The organism is Nocardia sp. Tas62D01 (assembly GCF_055232035.1).
On record NZ_JBUYUZ010000001.1, the window covers coordinates 5,844,982 to 5,860,382 of the forward strand.

The following is a 15,401-nucleotide window of genomic DNA, read 5'->3' on the forward strand; positions in this document are numbered from 1 at the left end:
GGTGTTGCCGGACATGAGGACCACGTAGACGTGCAGAGCGGCGTTGGCCGCGACAGGGTGGCCGCGATCTGTATGGTGCGGTAGCTCTGGGGTCGCCGACGGTCAGCGCGCGGGCGCAGGCGGCTTCCAGGCGGGTGTCACCGACGTCGCGGCGCAGCGCGAGCACGCCTTGCGCGCTGCGCAGGCGGGCGATCGCGTTGACCTCCATGAACCCGGCGATCACCTCGGCGCAGGACGGGCCGACCTCGGCGGCGACGCGTCGGCACCAGGTGGGATTGCGCATGTGGAAGGCGATCTTCTCCGGCGTTCTGTGCTCGAAGTCGGTGCCGCGGCCGGACAGGCGCAGCACGTGGGTGGCCACGACGGTGCCCTCGTGCACGATCTGCATCAGATCGCCGCAGGTGCGGGCGTGGACCTGTTGCCCGATCAGCCGCCACGGCACCGAGTAGAGCGCTTTGGCGATCTTGGCAGTCGGTGCCGACCTTTCCGGTCGACCACACCGCCAGCTGGAACGGTGTGCGTGGCAACGGAATCAGCTCGGATTGTTCGATCGCGGCGAAAACCGCGACCGGCGCCTCGCCGTCCAGCGCCCGACTGTGTCGTGTCCCGGCGACCTCGAGACACCACCGGATCGCGTCGTCCTGCATCTGCTCGACCGAGTCGAATTCCCTTCCCGCCCAGAATGAATCGCGGATATATGGCATCTGCCTTTCGACTCGGGGCTTGTCCTTTGGTTTCCGTGCCCGCGCCGGGTCGACCAGCGTCGCGTAATGCGCGGCGAGTTCGGCGTATGCCTTGTTGATCTTCGGGTCATACAGGTCGGGTTTGTCGACACCGGTCTTCAGGTTGTCGGGCACCAGGCGCGCGGGGACGCCGCCGAAGAACTCGAACGCCGCCACATGCGCCGCGCACCACGCCGTTTGATCGGTCTTGATGACCGGGCGCACGAACATGTGTCGTGAGCAGGGCAGCACCATCACGAACGCCTCGACCGCGACCCGCCAGCCGGTGGCCGGGTTCCACCACATACCCAAACGGGGGGTGGAGATTCGCCTGCAACGGGGTCGTTTTCACCGGCGCGGCCAGCGTCGAAGTGACCCGCTACCGTTACCGCGGTCGGAACATTCCGACCCCATGGACCACCAGAGAGGCAGCAGCCGTCACCGGCAGCTGACCAACGGGTAAGACACGTGGAGCGCCCGGTGCGGTGAGAGCCGCACGCCGGGTGCGGCGAGCGGGTCGGGGAAACGGGCTGACCGCAAGGCCGGCACCGCGCCCCGGCCCGACTCAACCGGGAAGTTCTATCCGTCGGCGTTGTCCAACCTTCTGGCCCGCATCAACACTTACCTGGTGCGGTGGATCCGCAAGAAGTTCAAACGGTTACGGCCACGCCGCAAAGCCCGAGAGTACTGGGAACGCACCACCACCGAGTACCGCCCACTGGCGTTGGGTGGCCCATCCGCTGATGATCAAGACGGCAGGAGCCCGGTGAAGGGAGACTTTCACGCCGGGATCTGCGGGAGCGCCGAGGGTGCAATCCCCTCGGGCCACCCGACCCTGATGCCCGTCATGCCGAATCGGAGCGCTCGTCTCCGGTGGCCGCCGAATCAATCTGCTCACGGTAGAACTCGGTGGTCCGTTCGGTGTGACGGCGCATGATCTCGCTCGCTCGTTCGGCGTCCCCATCCGCGATGGCTTGAATGAGCTGGGTGTGCTCGGTCCACGCATCCTTGCCTCGGGGCCGGGCGATCGGGGTGTAGTACCAGCGGACGCGCCGCTCCACCTGAGAGATCAGTTCCTGCAGCACCGTATTGCTGGACATCCCGGTGATGTAGCTGTGTAGCGCGGTGTTCGCGGCAACAAGGCGCTTCGCGTCGTCGGCGGAAAGCGCGTCGATTCCCTCCTGCTGCAACACATTCAGCTGTTCGACGTGTTCCGGTGTCGTGTGCTCGGCGGCCAGTCGTGCGGAATAGGTCTCGAGTACCGAACGCACCTGCAGCAGTTGGCAGGCATCCTCGAGCGTCGGTTGGTGGACGAAGGCGCCCTGGGCGGGCCGGAGGTCGACCCAGCCGTCGGTCTGCAGGCGCTGGAGGGCCTCGCGGATGGGCTGCCTGCTGACGCCGAGGGCTTCGGCGAGTTCGCCCTCGATCAGGTGCTGTCCCGGAGGGAGGGATCCGCTGATGATCAGGTCGAGCAACGTCTCGTAGACGCCTTCGCGGAGCGGAGCGGGACGCGTCAAGCGGCGTGCGGACGCCGCGGCCAGCACTCTTCGCGGATTGCCCGAAGAGCTGGTCGACGGCTGCACGGTCCTGTTGATCACTTGTTCACCTCGTAGTAGTTGCTGCGCTGGGAACGGAGACCTGTGGGAGTAGCGGTTGCCCCCGGTATGAGCATATCGTTTTTCGTATGCAATCTGCGTAGTGGGTGATGTGGCGTATCTCTCTCTGTGTCAAGCCGCTGGCGTATCCATCGTTTCGCAACGGCGTTCCTCGACGAGAGAGTTCGACATACTGTAGACTGTATACAATGAACATTACTGCAGCGGTGTCCCCGTGGAGGAGCTCATGAATCCGACGACGAGACCGGCGACCGGAGAGGTCGAGGCGGTGGTCCGCGAGATCGCGGCGACCCATCGCGCCGACCGTGGCGCACTGATGCCGATCCTCCACGCTGTGCAACAGGCCCTGGGTTGCGTCCCGTCGGCGGCGATTCCGGTGTTGGCCGACGAGCTCAACCTCTCGCGTGCGGACGTGCATGGGGTGGTGAGCTTCTACCACGACTTCCGGTCCGAGCCGGCCGGCCGGAGCGCGGTGCGGATCTGCCGGGCCGAGGCCTGCCAGGCCCGCGGTGCGGCGCAGCTGGTGGACTGCGTACGAGACCGGTACGGTCTGGCGCTCGGGGAGACCCGCCCGGACGGTTCACTGACCGTCGAGCAGGTCTTCTGCTTGGGCAACTGCGCGCTGGGCCCAGCGGTGCAGGTGAACGGCCGACTGTACGGAAGGGTGGACGAGGTTCGCCTGTGCTCGATTCTCGATGAGGTGGGGGTGCGATGAGCGCATCGACATCGGTGACGGTATATGTGCCGAGGGATTCAGCGGCGACATCCGTTGGCGCGGACGAAGTGGCGGATGCGCTGCGGCGCAGCGCGATTCGCCAGCAGCGGCCGGTGCGGGTGGTCCGCAACGGGTCGCGCGGGATGCTCTGGCTGGAGCCGTTGATCGAGGTGGTGACCGAGCGCGGACGGATCGGCTACGGGCCGATCGCTCCGGACGACGTCGAGGATCTGGTGGCGGCGGGCCTCTTCGACGGCGCCGAGCACCCGACCCGGGTGGGTGTGGTCGATGAGCTGCCGTGGCTGGCGAAACAGCAACGGGTCACCTTCGCCAGGATAGGCGTCACGGATCCGCTGTCCCCCGAGGATTACCTGCGGCACGGCGGACTGGCCGGACTGCGCCGTGCGCTGGCGATGCCTCCAGTGGAGGTGGTCGCGGAAGTGACGGACTCCGGGCTGCGTGGGCGCGGCGGCGCGGGATTTCCGGCCGGCATCAAATGGAAGACGGTGCTCGACTGCGCTGACGGGCTGAAGTTCGTGTGCTGCAATGCGGATGAAGGCGACAGTGGAACCTTCGCCGACCGGATGGTCATGGAAGGCGACCCGTTCATGCTCATCGAGGGCATGACAATCGCGGCGTACGCGGTCGGCGCCACCGAGGGCTACATCTATATCCGGTCCGAGTATCCGGACGCGGTGGCCACGATGCGCGCCGCCATCGATATCGCTCGCGAGCAGGGCTGGCTGGGCAGCCAGGTGCTCGGGTCCGCGCTGAGCTTCGACCTGCACGTGCGGGTCGGCGGCGGCGCATACATCTGTGGCGAAGAGACGTCCATGCTCGACAGCCTGGAGGGCAAGCGCGGCATGGTCCGCGCGAAGCCGCCGATCCCGGCCGTGCACGGTCTATTCGGCAAGCCGACGGTGGTCAACAACGTCCTCACGCTGGCCGCCGTCCCGACGATCCTCGCCGATGGTGCGGCGGCGTACCACGAACTCGGTGTCGAGCGGTCGCGTGGCACGCAGGTCTTCCAACTCGGTGGGAACATCCGCCATGGCGGCATCGTCGAAACCGCCTTCGGGGTGACGCTGGGCGAGCTCATCGACACCTACGGCGGCGGGACCGGTTCCGGGCGTGCGGTGCGCGCAGTGCAGGTCGGTGGTCCGCTCGGGGCATACCTGCCGAGGTCGATGTTCGAGCTGCCGATGGACTACGAGGCTTTCGCGGCCGCGGGCGCGATGCTCGGCCACGGCGGCATCGTGGTGTTCGACGACACCGTCGATATGGCCGGTCAGGCTCGCTTCGCCATGGAGTTCTGCGCCGCGGAGTCGTGCGGCAAGTGCACGCCGTGCCGGGTGGGCTCGGTGCGCGGCGTCGAGGTGATCGATCGGATCATTGCCGGCGATCACCGGGACGAAAACCTGGCCGTGCTCGAGGATCTCTGCGAGGTCATGACCGACGGTTCACTGTGCGCGATGGGCGGGCTCACGCCACTGCCGGTCCGCAGCGCACTCACACATTTTCCTGACGATTTTCTCGCAGCCGCAGTGCCCGAGCGGATTCGAACCGCGCCGAACATGATCAGGGAGGACATGGCATGACCCTGTTGCACGAACCCGACTTTGGTACCCCGGAGGCCACCGGCACGGCGTCGATCGCATTGGAGGTTGATGGCCTGCACGTCCAGGTCCCGGAGGGTACGTCAGTGCTGCGGGCGGCAGCGGTCGCCGGCATCGAGATCCCCAAGCTGTGTGCGACCGACCGGCTCGACCCGTTCGGTTCGTGCCGGCTGTGCCTGGTGGAGATCGACGGCCGCCGTGGCACCCCCGCGTCCTGCACGACGCCGGTGGCCGACGGCATGGTCGTGCGGACTCAGACACCGAAGGTCGCCAGGCTCCGCGAGAACGTCATGGAGCTCTACATTTCCGACCATCCGCTCGATTGCCTGACCTGCCCGGCCAACGGCGGCTGCGAGTTGCAGGACATGGCGGGCACGGTCGGGCTGCGCCAGGTCAGATACGGATACGAGGGTGCCAACCACCTCGATGCGGTCGCCGACCACAGCAACCCGTACTTCGACTTCGACCCGTCCAAGTGCATCGTCTGCTCCCGCTGCGTGCGCGCCTGTGACGAGATCCAGGGCACGTTCGCGCTGACCATTTCCGGTCGCGGCTTCGACTCCAAGGTTTCCCCCGGTGCAGGCGAATCGTTCATGGACTCCGAATGTGTGTCCTGCGGTGCCTGCGTGCAGGCGTGCCCGACGGCGACGCTGCAGGAGCGGTCCGTCGTCCAGCTGGGGATGCCGTCGCGGTCGGTGATCACCACCTGTGCCTACTGCGGCGTCGGCTGCTCGTTCAAGGCGGAGCTGCGCGGTGACGAGGTGGTCAGGATGACCCCCCACAAGGACGGTGGCGCGAACGAGGGCCATTCGTGCGTGAAGGGCCGGTTCGCCTTCGGCTATGCGACGCATCCTGATCGGCAGTTGCGCCCCATGGTGCGCGAGAAGATCACCGATGAGTGGCGGGAGGTCGAGTGGGACGAGGCGATCGGCACGGTCGCCCGCCGCATGCTGGCAATCAAGCACCAATACGGGCCCGACGCAATCGGCGCGATCAGTTCCTCCCGATGCACCAACGAGGAGGTCTACGTCGTCCAGAAGATGGTCCGGGCGGCCTTCGGCAGCAACAATATTGACACCTGCGCCCGGGTCTGCCACTCGCCCACCGGCTACGGGCTCAAGCAGACCTTCGGGGAATCGGCAGGCACGCAGGACTTCCGTTCGGTGGCCCAGGCCGACGTGATCGTCGTCATCGGGGCGAACCCGACCGACGGCCACCCAGTCTTCGCCTCCATGATGAAGCGCCGGATTCGCCAGGGCGCGAAGCTCGTCGTAGTGGACCCGCGCCGTATCGACCTGGTGCGTTCACCGCACATCGAGGCCAGCCATCACCTTCAGCTGCAGCCGGGCACGAATGTGGCGGTGGTCAACGCGATGGCGCATGTGGTGGTGACCGAGGACATGGTCGACGGCGCGTTCGTGACCTCCAGGTGCGAGGGGTTCGCGGAGTGGATGGAATTCATCTCCCGCCCGGAGCACAGCCCCGAGGCCGTCGAACCGATCACCGGTGTGCCTGCCGAGCAGCTGCGCGCTGCCGCGCGTCTGTACGGGCGGGCGGCCAACGGAGCCATCTACTACGGCTTGGGCGTCACCGAACACAGCCAGGGCTCGACGATGGTGATGGGCATGGCGAACCTCGCGATGGCCTGCGGCAATATCGGGCGCGAGGGTGTCGGGGTGAACCCGCTGCGCGGCCAGAACAATGTGCAGGGCGCCTGCGATATGGGGTCGTTCCCGCACGAGTTCAGCGGATATCGGCACGTCTCCGACGACGCGGTCCGGCAGGTTTTCGAAAACCTCTGGGGCACAAAGCTTGTCGCCGATCCGGGCCTGCGGATCCCGAATATGTTCGATGCCGCGGTCGACGGCGCTTTCCGCGGCTTGTTCGTCCACGGTGAGGATATCGCCCAGTCCGATCCGAACCTGCAACATGTCTCGGCGGCATTGGGCGCGATGGATCTGGTGGTCGTCCAGGATCTGTTCCTGAACGAGACGGCCAAGTTCGCGCACGTATTCCTGCCCGGCGCTTCGTTCCTGGAGAAGGACGGCACCTTCACCAACGCCGAACGCCGGATCAACCGCGTGCGCGCCGTGCTGAAGCCCAAGGGCGGCAAGCACGAATGGCAAACCGTTTGCGAGATCGCAACGGCCATGGGCTATCCCATGCACTACGACCATCCGAGTCAGATCATGGACGAGATCGCTTCGGTCACACCGACTTTCGCCGGAGTGTCATTCGAGAAGCTGGACCGTCTCGGCAGTATCCAATGGCCGTGCGACGACCGGGCTCCCGAGGGGACGCCAGTCATGCACGCGGACAGCTTCACCCGGGGACTTGGCAGGTTCGTGCCGACTCCGTTCGTGCCAACCGATGAGCGCAGTACGCGCCGTTTCCCGCTGATCCTGACCACGGGCCGAATCCTGAGTCAGTACAACGTCGGAGCGCAGACGCGCCGGACCGCCAACATTGCCTGGCACCGCGAGGACCTGCTGGAGATCCATCCGCACGACGCGGAGGTCCGCGGCATCGGCGACGGCGACGAGGTCCGGCTGGCGAGCCGTGTCGGTACGACGACGCTGCGCGCACAGATCTCCGATCGGATGCCGACCGGGGTCGTCTACACCACCTTCCATTACCCGGTAACGGGTGCGAACGTGGTGACAACCGACAACTCCGACTGGGCGACGAACTGCCCCGAGTACAAGGTGACGGCCGTGCAGGTCACCCTCGCCCATCCCGGTTCCCGGCAATCGGGGGAGTCGTCCGCCGATCGCGTGATCACCGATGAGTTGGCCGCCGATCGCGTGGTCACCGATGAGTTGGTGAACTGACATGTCGTCCGTATTTCCGCCCGAGCTCAGGCTGATCAGCAGGATCGCCGTGCACTTCTGCCATCTGCCGGCCGACGAGGCGGCCGCAGCGGTGGCGGACCACCTGACCAAGTTCTGGGAGCCGCGGATGAAGGCCCGGTTGGTGGCGGAGGTCGCTGACGACCCGACGGGCTTCGATCCGATCGTGGTGGCCGCGGTAGCGCGGCTGCGGTGATGGAGGTCGACCAATGAGTTATCGCGATGCACTCACAGCGGTGATTCGAACTGACATCGGCCCCGCCGCCCGGCAGGTCGGCAACGGCAGGTACCCGCGGGCCGCGGTCCGCGCCCTCGGGCGGACGGGCATTCTCGGTCTCACCGTGTCCGACCAGGTCGGCGGCTTGGGCAAGGGACTCCGCGATGCCGTCCACGTGGTGGAAAGCGTTGCGCGGGTGTGCCCTTCGACCGCGGCCGTACTGTCGCAGCATTACGCCGCGACTGCCGTTCTCGAGGTTTGTGCACGACGGCCGCTGCGTGCCGAGATCGCGGCGGGGCGGCATCTGAGCACCCTGGCCATGTCTGATGTCGGGGGCGGCTCCGACATCTGGTCCTGTACCGGCACGGCGCACGTCCACAGTGCGGTGGTCGATGTGCGCTCCCGCAAGCGGTGGGTCGTCTCCGCCGGAGAGGCGGACAGCTACGTGTGGTCGACCCGTCCGCTCGACGCGGGCGGTCGCATGACGCTGTGGCTGGTCTCGGGTGCGGCGCCAGGGCTGCATGTGCCCGCCGAATCCCACATGGTCGGGCTGCGTGGCAGTGGCTGCGCCGACATCGTCGCCGATCCAGCGCGCATCCCGCGCTGCGCCCGGCTAGGCCCGGACGGTGCGGGACAGGACATCATCACGGAGACGGCGTTGCCCTGGTATTTCGCTTTGCGCGCGGCCCTGTGCCTGGGACTGGTGGAGGGCGCGCTCGATCGAACCCTCGCGCATCTGGCACATGGCCGTGAGCGCACGCCGCGAGCACACGAGAGCGCGGATCTCGGGCGGATACGGCTTGCCGCGGATGCTCTTCGGATTCTGCTCACCGATGCCGTCGGCGCCGCGGTGTGGGACTGCGACGACACCCGGCGGCGTCTGCTCGCGGTGCACGCCGCCGCGAACGAGGCCGTCGTCGACTGCACGAATATCGCGATGAAGGCCTGTGGTGAAACCACCTTCCATCAGGACTGCGGCATCGAACGCAGGCTGCGGGACGCGCTGGCCACCCGGGCGCTGGAGCCGACCACCGGCGCGGTGCTCGACGTCTTCGGGAGTTGCTTGCCGCGCGACGATGCGCTTGCCGCGATGACGGCCGGTTGATTCCGATGCGACGCACCCACCATCCCCCGAGTGGAAACCCACCCGCAGACCAGAACGGCGATCCAGCATGACGCGGTCGAACCATTCCGGCACGGTCGTGGAACTGACCGACTTCTACGGACGCCGATACCGCATGGGCGCTTGCGACCGAGAACTCCTCGGGCGCTCCCGGCGCTGGATGTTCTGGCTGTGCTCGGCGCTGATGCTGGCGGCAGGTATGGCGCAATACGGGTACGGCGTACTGGTGGCAACGCTGGCGCGGGCGCACGGCTGGAGTCTCGGCGGCGCATTGTTCGTGCTGGCCATATTTGTTGTCGTCCAGGCCGCAGTGGCCTTTCCTGCAGCCTGGCTGCGTGATCGCGGGTGGATCTCGACGCGGGGCACGGTGCTCGTCGGTGGCGTCCTGTGCTGTGCCGGACTTGTCACCGTGGCGCACGCCGGCAGCCTCGCCGTTGTCATCCTCGGATACGGAGGGTGCTGTGGCGCAGGCGTCGGACTGATGTACTCGACCTGTGTTGCCGCCGTTGCCCGGTGGTACCCGGAACAGAGTGCGGTGCGGATCGGTCTGGTCACCACGGCCTTCGTCTGCGGCGCGGTGCCGTTCGTCGTCCTGTTTTTGACGATCGACATCTACAACGTCGCCATTCTCTTCGATGTCGTTGCCGCCGTAGTGCTCGTGGTGGCGGCGGCATGCGGGACGTTGCTGCGGGAACCGCCGCCCCAATGGTGGCCCGCCGACATCGATCCGCGGGCCTGGGCGCTCGATAAGCGGGTCAACCGGAGTCTGCCGCGTAACCGGCCTGCCATCCGGACCTTCCGGCCGGGCGAAGCGGTCCACAATGCGACATTCACCGTGGTGTTCGCGCTGTTCGTGGTGGCGTCCACGGTGTGGCTGTGCGATCTGGCGTTCCTTGCGGCCATCGCAACCGGCACTGTGTTTTCCGCGCAGGCCATCGCGGTGGCGTTCGCCGCGCTGATCGGTGCGAATGTCGTGGGACGCGCGGTCGTGGGCGCGCTGTCCAATCGATTGGGTCGGCGGGAAGTCCTCGCCGCGGTGCTACTCATCGGGGGCGTGGCCCAGTTCGCGCTGCTCGGCGGTGCGAGCCACGGTTCGACCGGTCTGTTTCTGCTGGGGATCTGCTGTGCGGCAGTGGCCGCGGGATGTTGTTTTCCGCTGTGCGCGGCGCTCGTGCGGGACTACTTCGGCGAAGCTACCGCGCTGCAGAACTTCGGCATCGTCTACAGCGCCAAGGCAATCGGCGCGGTCTGCGGCATCGGGTTGGTGGCCGTCACCAGCGGGGGTTCGCTCGCCCCGGCCGTCACCGCCTGCCTCGCCATCGCGGGCGCAGTGGTGGCCGGTCGGCTGCAGCAGCCCGGCCGGCCCGCCGTGGTGCTGCCATGAGGGAGGCCGCGCGCTCTCGCGCCGGATCGGCGCACCCGGCCGGCCGAGTACCGTCGCGGCAGCTACACCTCCTTCCCGTGGCGCGGGGATGGCATCGGACACCGGCGCATGGCGGGTGCCTGATGGAGTTGACCGCCCACGTCGCAGGCGAACTGTGGACCGACCGGCCTACCTGTGTCGACCCGGTGCTCGCCGCGATCGCGCGACGTGTCAACGACGAGAGCAGTGCCGCCGCCCGGCATCGGCTCGTGCCCATGATTCCGTTGTTCATCGGAACCGTCGATGGCGGTCCGGTGGCGGCCGCACACCTGGTCGTGGTGTGTGCGGACACCGTTTTGGACCTCGACGATGCGCACCGGTCTCTCACGAGCAGGCAGCGCCGCAGCGCGCTGGCGGCGGCGCGGACTGCGCGGTACCTGCTGCGCAGGCGACACCCGGATACCGCAGGACAGCGCGGAGTTCGCATGCCGCAGAACGGATCTCGACCGGATCGGCGCACACGATGGCTGGTCGCCTGCGGTGACGCGCTCGGCCTCACCGATACCGCCTATCGCTGGCTGATAGCCCCCTCGATCGCCGGTCGGCTCACCGGGCTCGCCGCGCGGGGAGCCCGCTGCGACCGCGATACGGTCCTCACGAACCTGCTGCGATGTTGTGTTGCGGCAGTTCGTACAGCGGTAGAAAACGTGCCCGACTCCGTGCTCGGGCCCACGCCGACACCCATCATCGACCACCGCGTCCCGGAGTTCGCCGAGCTCGCGAAGCACGTCGAGCGGCTGAAGCCGGTGTCGCCACCAGATCGGTCACGGCGTGCACCTGCTGGCGTGGCATCCCGTCGAGCTGATCCGGGAGGCGCTTGCCTGAACGAAATCCTTGTTCCGACAACCGATCAAGAGTCGCCGTGCGTTATGCGGTGAACTGTTCCATCCTGCTCACCGACCTACCTCTGCTGGAACGTCCGGCGGCGGCGAAAAGGCGGGCTTCGATGCGCGGCGCTAGCCGCCTGCGCGACCGCATCGGCCATGTGCAGATCGCCGACGAGCCGGGCCGCGGTGCGCCCGGCACCGGCGCCCTGCCGCTGGACCGTTGGCTGAGCGCGCTCGAAAACCATGGCTACCGCGGCCATATCGCACTGGAATACCGGACCACCACCGGCGATCCGTTCGCCTGGCTGGCCGCACGAGGGGAGGACCTGACATGACATCCATAGCTGTGATCGGACTCGGCATCATGGGCGGACCGATGGCCGCCAACCTGGTCAAGGCCGGATTCGACGTGGTCGGCGTCGACCTTCGCGCCGAACATCTGGCCCGGCTGACCGAGCAGGGCGGTCGCGCCGCCGACTCGGTCGCCGAGGCCGTCGCCGGGGCCGATGTTGTCCTCACCATATTGCCGGACTCGCCCGATGTCGAGGATGTCGCGCAGGATATCTTCGCGCACGCCGGACCTGGCACGCTATGGATCGACAGCAGCACGATCCGCCCAGATGTGAGCGTGCGGCTCGCTGGAGTCGCTGCGGCACAAGGCATTCGAGCCGTAGACGCGCCGGTCTCCGGTGGGGAGGCCGGCGCGATCGAGGCCAGCCTGTCCATCATGGTCGGTGCGACCGCCGAGGACTTCGCCGCTGCCGAACCGGTGCTCGATGCGGTCGGATCGACCGTCGTGCACGTCGGCGCGGTCGGTTCGGGTCAGACAGTAAAGGCGGCCAATCAGCTCATCGTCGCGGGCACTATCGAACTGGTCGCGGAGGCGATCGTGTTCCTGGAGGCGCACGACGTGGACGCCGCGACCGCGGTCGCGGTTCTGGCGGGCGGCTTGGCAGGGAATCGGATTCTGGACCGCAAGGCGTCGGGCATGCTGGCCCGCACCTTCGAGCCGGGTTTCCGGGTCGACCTGCACCACAAGGACCTCGGCATCGTCACCGCCGCGGCGCGGCAGGCCGGAGTCGCGATCCCGCTCGGCGCCGCGGTGGCGCAGTTGATGGGCACGCTGCGGGCGCAGGGTTACGGCGGTCTCGATCATTCGGCGTTGCTGCTTCAGGTCGAGCAGCTTTCCGGCCGTCGTCGATCGGGAGATTCCAAATGACACGGATGCGAGCTGTTGACGCGGCGGTGCTGATCCTGGAGCGGGAGGGCGCGACGCAGACGTTCGGCCTGCCCGGCGCGGCGATCAACCCGTTCTATTCGGCGATGCGCGCGCACGGCGGGATCAACCACATCCTGGCCAGGCATGTCGAGGGCGCCGCGCATATGGCCGAGGGCTACACCAGGGCTCGGAGCGGCAATATCGGCGTGTGCGTCGGAACCTCCGGCCCGGCGGGTACCGACATGATCACCGGACTGTATTCCGCCTGGGCAGACTCGATTCCGATCCTGTGCATCACCGGACAGGCCCCGGTCGCCCGGTTGCACAAGGAGGATTTCCAGGCGGTGGATATCGCGGCGATCGCCGCGCCGGTCGCCAAGATGGCGATGACCGTCCTGGAGCCGGCTCAGGTGCCCGGCGCGTTCCAGCAGGCATTCCATCTGATGCGGTCCGGCCGTCCGGGCCCGGTCCTGATCGACCTGCCGGTGGATGTGCAGCTCGGGGAGATCGAATTCGATATCGAAACCTATGAGCCGCTGCCGGTGTACAAGCCGGCCGCGACGCGCGCGCAGGCGGAGAAGGCGCTGGATCTGCTCGCCGCCGCCGAACGTCCGCTGATAGTCGCGGGCGGTGGCGTGATCAATGCCGATGCCGCCGATCTGCTGGTCGAATTCGCGGAATTGGTTGGCGTCCCGGTGATTCCGACGCTGATGGGGTGGGGGACCATACCGGATGATCACCCGCTGATGGCGGGCATGGTCGGGCTGCAGACTTCGCATCGCTACGGCAATGCCACCCTGCTCGAGTCCGACTTCGTGCTCGGGATCGGTAACCGGTGGGCCAACCGGCACACCGGCGGCATCGAAACCTACACGCGCGGACGGAAATTCGTGCACATAGATATCGAGCCGACACAGATCGGGCGGGTGTTCGCACCGGACTACGGCATTGTGTCCGATGCCGCGGCGGCGTTGCGTCAGCTCATTGCCGCGGCGCGTGAGCGGGTGCTGCCGAATCGCACGGAGTGGGTCTCCCAATGCCGGGAACGCAAGCGAACCATGCACCGCCGCACGGACTTCGATGTCGCGCCGATCAAGCCGCAGCGCGTCTATCAGGAGATGAACCAGGTGTTCGGCAAGGACGTGCGTTACGTCTCGACCATCGGTCTCTCGCAGATCGCCGGTGCGCAGTTCCTGCACGTGTATCGCCCTCGGCACTGGATCAATTGCGGGCAGGCCGGACCGCTGGGCTGGACCGTACCTGCGGCGTTGGGGGTCTGTGTGGCCGAGCCAGAGGCGACGGTCGTAGCGTTGTCCGGGGACTACGACTTCCAGTTCATGATCGAAGAATTGGCTGTCGGCGCACAGTTCAATCTGCCGTATATCCAAGTGCTGGTGAATAATTCGTACCTCGGACTGATTCGGCAGGCCCAGCGCGCTTTCGACATGGACTATTACGTTCAGCTGTCGTTCGACAATATCAACTCTCCCGAGCTGGACGGATACGGCGTGGACCACGTCAAGGTCGCGGAAGGCTTGGGCTGCAAAGCGATTCGGGTTCGGGCGGCGGAGGAACTGCCGGAGGCATTCGAAGCGGCGCGGAAGCTGATGGCCGAGTTTCGGGTGCCCGTTGTGGTCGAGGTGATCCTGGAACGGATCACGAATATCGCGATGGGTGCGGAGATCGACGGGGTGGTCGAATTCGAGGAACTCGCCGACTCCGAATTCTATCTGGGGGGCCTCGATTGAGGCCGGTCGTTGTCGCGCCGGACAAGTTCAAGGGGGTCACTGCGGTCGTGGAACCGGAGTTCCCGTCATTGGTTGCCCGGTGACCGGAACGTGGGCTGGTGAGATCGGCGCTGTATGTGCTGTGTCGATACCCACCTGCTGGGGTCCCGGTAGCAATGGCGGAAAATCCAACGAAGTTGCCTGTCGCCATGGATAGGGGCCTGTTATCCCCCGGCGACACCAGAACCGACCAGCGGCAACACCTCTCGCGCAGCGCGCGAGTCGACCCTGCTATCTGTGCCAGCCCCAGAGCGCTGAACAGGGGATACGTCCATTTCCGTTGTTTTTTGCGCGAAAACTACAAGCGCCGCCAATTGCATCAGATGCGAACTCGCTACAGTATGCGAATCGCTGTGGTGAATCCCGGCAATGTTGCTGAATGCCAAAGGAATTCGTCTCACTAGCCGACCATGATGGTAGTCTGCGTCGCGGCCGCCGATGGGGTGCGACATGCCGTAGACGAGCAGTGACCTGCGGTTCCGCTGATGCGACTGGCGGAGGGTGGTGGTTCGGTGGGTTTGAACGGTGGCGGAGCGCCTGGTGCGGCGCGGCTGCATCTGGTCGACGGCGTCTCGCTGCTGCGTCCGGATGAGCAGGTGTTCGGTGCGATGCTGGCGGGGTTCGCCAATCAGCAGCTCGCGCGGAACCTGGCCCGGACGATGGTCGAGAGCCGGGAGAACACGGTGAAGGCCTTCGCTGCCTACGTCAACACCTTCCCGTGGCAGTGGACGGCGGCGATGGTCGATGAATGGCTCGGTGACCTGCGGTCGCTGCGGGATTTGAAGCGGTCCACGATCCGCTCGTACTCCGAAGCCGTCCGATCGTTCTTGCCACTTCGTCACCGATCCGCTCTACGAATGGCCGGCCACGTGCGAGGACCGGTTCGGCACCCACCCGATTCAGGTGGTCCACGAGTGGAACACCGCAGTCCATGTGCAGGATAACGAGTCCGACCCGAAGAAGCGGGCATTCACCAAAGCCGAGCTGCACGCCTTCTTCGAGCACGCCGACAGCCAAGTCGCACGCATCCGCGCGTTCGGCCGCAAAGGCTGGCTGCCCGCGTTCCGGGACGCGACGTTGTTCAAAACCGCCTATGCATTCGGCCTATTCTCCGGGGCCCAAGCCCTGTGCGCCAGTGCGATTCCGTGAGTTTGTGCAGCTCAGAAGTCGATACCGGAGATGCTATTCGCCGCAACAGATGTGGTGCAAGTGGATACTCCGAGGCATTCGCACCTCCGATAAGGACGCCGGTCCGGGGCCGACGAACCCCAGGCCGGAGTGACAGCT

The 15,401-nt window shown here is 66.6% G+C and carries 13 protein-coding genes and 1 pseudogene; 12 read left to right on the top strand and 2 right to left on the bottom strand.

The genetic code is table 11. The annotated features are described in order from the left end of the window. Positions 1-68: 68 nt before the first annotated feature. Together istA and ACV7NQ_RS27750 are read right to left on the bottom strand one after the other, a co-directional pair. Positions 69-1,052: pseudogene (gene istA, locus ACV7NQ_RS27745) on the bottom strand (IS21 family transposase); the annotation flags it as partial. A gap of 515 nt (positions 1,053-1,567) precedes the next feature. Then, positions 1,568-2,320, bottom strand: coding sequence for a GntR family transcriptional regulator (locus ACV7NQ_RS27750; protein WP_463362303.1), 753 nt, complete (start codon positions 2,318-2,320; stop codon positions 1,568-1,570). Positions 2,321-2,564: 244 nt separating this feature from the next. Between ACV7NQ_RS27750 and ACV7NQ_RS27755 the strand changes: the two genes are divergently transcribed. The 12 genes from ACV7NQ_RS27755 to ACV7NQ_RS27810 all read left to right on the top strand — a co-directional run bounded on the left by ACV7NQ_RS27755 (position 2,565) and on the right by ACV7NQ_RS27810 (position 15,263). Continuing rightward, the gene (locus ACV7NQ_RS27755; protein ID WP_463362304.1) at positions 2,565-3,053 is read left to right on the top strand and encodes a formate dehydrogenase subunit gamma; all 489 of its coding nucleotides are present in this window, start codon (positions 2,565-2,567) and stop codon (positions 3,051-3,053) included. Continuing rightward, complete coding sequence (locus ACV7NQ_RS27760) at positions 3,050-4,651, top strand: formate dehydrogenase beta subunit (protein WP_463362305.1); 1,602 nt, start codon at positions 3,050-3,052, stop codon at positions 4,649-4,651. The genes ACV7NQ_RS27755 and ACV7NQ_RS27760 overlap by 4 nt, the downstream gene beginning before the upstream one ends. Beyond that, complete coding sequence (fdhF, locus tag ACV7NQ_RS27765) at positions 4,648-7,500, top strand: formate dehydrogenase subunit alpha (protein WP_463362306.1); 2,853 nt, start codon at positions 4,648-4,650, stop codon at positions 7,498-7,500. Before ACV7NQ_RS27760 ends, fdhF begins: the two co-directional genes overlap by 4 nt. A gap of 1 nt (position 7,501) precedes the next feature. Beyond that, positions 7,502-7,714 carry a formate dehydrogenase subunit delta gene (locus tag ACV7NQ_RS27770; protein WP_463362307.1) on the top strand — a complete coding sequence of 71 codons (213 nt, stop codon included), beginning with the start codon at positions 7,502-7,504 and terminating at the stop codon, positions 7,712-7,714. Between the two features lie 13 nt (positions 7,715-7,727). Then, positions 7,728-8,840, top strand: coding sequence for an acyl-CoA dehydrogenase family protein (locus ACV7NQ_RS27775; protein WP_463362308.1), 1,113 nt, complete (start codon positions 7,728-7,730; stop codon positions 8,838-8,840). Between the two features lie 67 nt (positions 8,841-8,907). Then, positions 8,908-10,242, top strand: coding sequence for an MFS transporter (locus ACV7NQ_RS27780; protein ID WP_463362309.1), 1,335 nt, complete (start codon positions 8,908-8,910; stop codon positions 10,240-10,242). A gap of 122 nt (positions 10,243-10,364) precedes the next feature. Beyond that, positions 10,365-11,159, top strand: coding sequence for a hypothetical protein (locus ACV7NQ_RS27785; protein WP_463362310.1), 795 nt, complete (start codon positions 10,365-10,367; stop codon positions 11,157-11,159). After that, positions 11,156-11,443 carry a TIM barrel protein gene (locus tag ACV7NQ_RS27790; RefSeq protein ID WP_463362311.1) on the top strand — a complete coding sequence of 96 codons (288 nt, stop codon included), beginning with the start codon at positions 11,156-11,158 and terminating at the stop codon, positions 11,441-11,443. The genes ACV7NQ_RS27785 and ACV7NQ_RS27790 overlap by 4 nt, the downstream gene beginning before the upstream one ends. Then, a complete protein-coding gene (locus tag ACV7NQ_RS27795) occupies positions 11,440-12,327 on the top strand; it encodes an NAD(P)-dependent oxidoreductase (protein WP_463362312.1) in 888 nt (295 codons plus the stop codon). The genes ACV7NQ_RS27790 and ACV7NQ_RS27795 overlap by 4 nt, the downstream gene beginning before the upstream one ends. Beyond that, complete coding sequence (gcl, locus tag ACV7NQ_RS27800) at positions 12,324-14,075, top strand: glyoxylate carboligase (RefSeq protein WP_463362313.1); 1,752 nt, start codon at positions 12,324-12,326, stop codon at positions 14,073-14,075. The genes ACV7NQ_RS27795 and gcl overlap by 4 nt, the downstream gene beginning before the upstream one ends. 524 nt (positions 14,076-14,599) lie before the next feature. Beyond that, positions 14,600-15,058: a hypothetical protein gene (locus tag ACV7NQ_RS27805; protein WP_463362314.1), complete on the top strand. Its 459-nt coding sequence runs from the start codon at positions 14,600-14,602 to the stop codon at positions 15,056-15,058. Next, complete coding sequence (locus tag ACV7NQ_RS27810; RefSeq protein WP_463362315.1) at positions 15,048-15,263, top strand: hypothetical protein; 216 nt, start codon at positions 15,048-15,050, stop codon at positions 15,261-15,263. The genes ACV7NQ_RS27805 and ACV7NQ_RS27810 overlap by 11 nt, the downstream gene beginning before the upstream one ends. The last annotated feature ends 138 nt before the right edge of the window (positions 15,264-15,401 follow it).

Coding starts and splice junctions, on each gene's coding strand:
- ACV7NQ_RS27755 (WP_463362304.1), top strand. CDS start 2,565: ATGAATCCGACGACGAGACCGGCGACCGGAGAGGTCGAGGCGGTGGTC.
- ACV7NQ_RS27760 (WP_463362305.1), top strand. CDS start 3,050: ATGAGCGCATCGACATCGGTGACGGTATATGTGCCGAGGGATTCAGCG.
- fdhF (WP_463362306.1), top strand. CDS start 4,648: ATGACCCTGTTGCACGAACCCGACTTTGGTACCCCGGAGGCCACCGGC.
- ACV7NQ_RS27770 (WP_463362307.1), top strand. CDS start 7,502: ATGTCGTCCGTATTTCCGCCCGAGCTCAGGCTGATCAGCAGGATCGCC.
- ACV7NQ_RS27775 (WP_463362308.1), top strand. CDS start 7,728: ATGAGTTATCGCGATGCACTCACAGCGGTGATTCGAACTGACATCGGC.
- ACV7NQ_RS27780 (WP_463362309.1), top strand. CDS start 8,908: ATGACGCGGTCGAACCATTCCGGCACGGTCGTGGAACTGACCGACTTC.
- ACV7NQ_RS27785 (WP_463362310.1), top strand. CDS start 10,365: ATGGAGTTGACCGCCCACGTCGCAGGCGAACTGTGGACCGACCGGCCT.
- ACV7NQ_RS27795 (WP_463362312.1), top strand. CDS start 11,440: ATGACATCCATAGCTGTGATCGGACTCGGCATCATGGGCGGACCGATG.
- gcl (WP_463362313.1), top strand. CDS start 12,324: ATGACACGGATGCGAGCTGTTGACGCGGCGGTGCTGATCCTGGAGCGG.
- ACV7NQ_RS27805 (WP_463362314.1), top strand. CDS start 14,600: ATGCGACTGGCGGAGGGTGGTGGTTCGGTGGGTTTGAACGGTGGCGGA.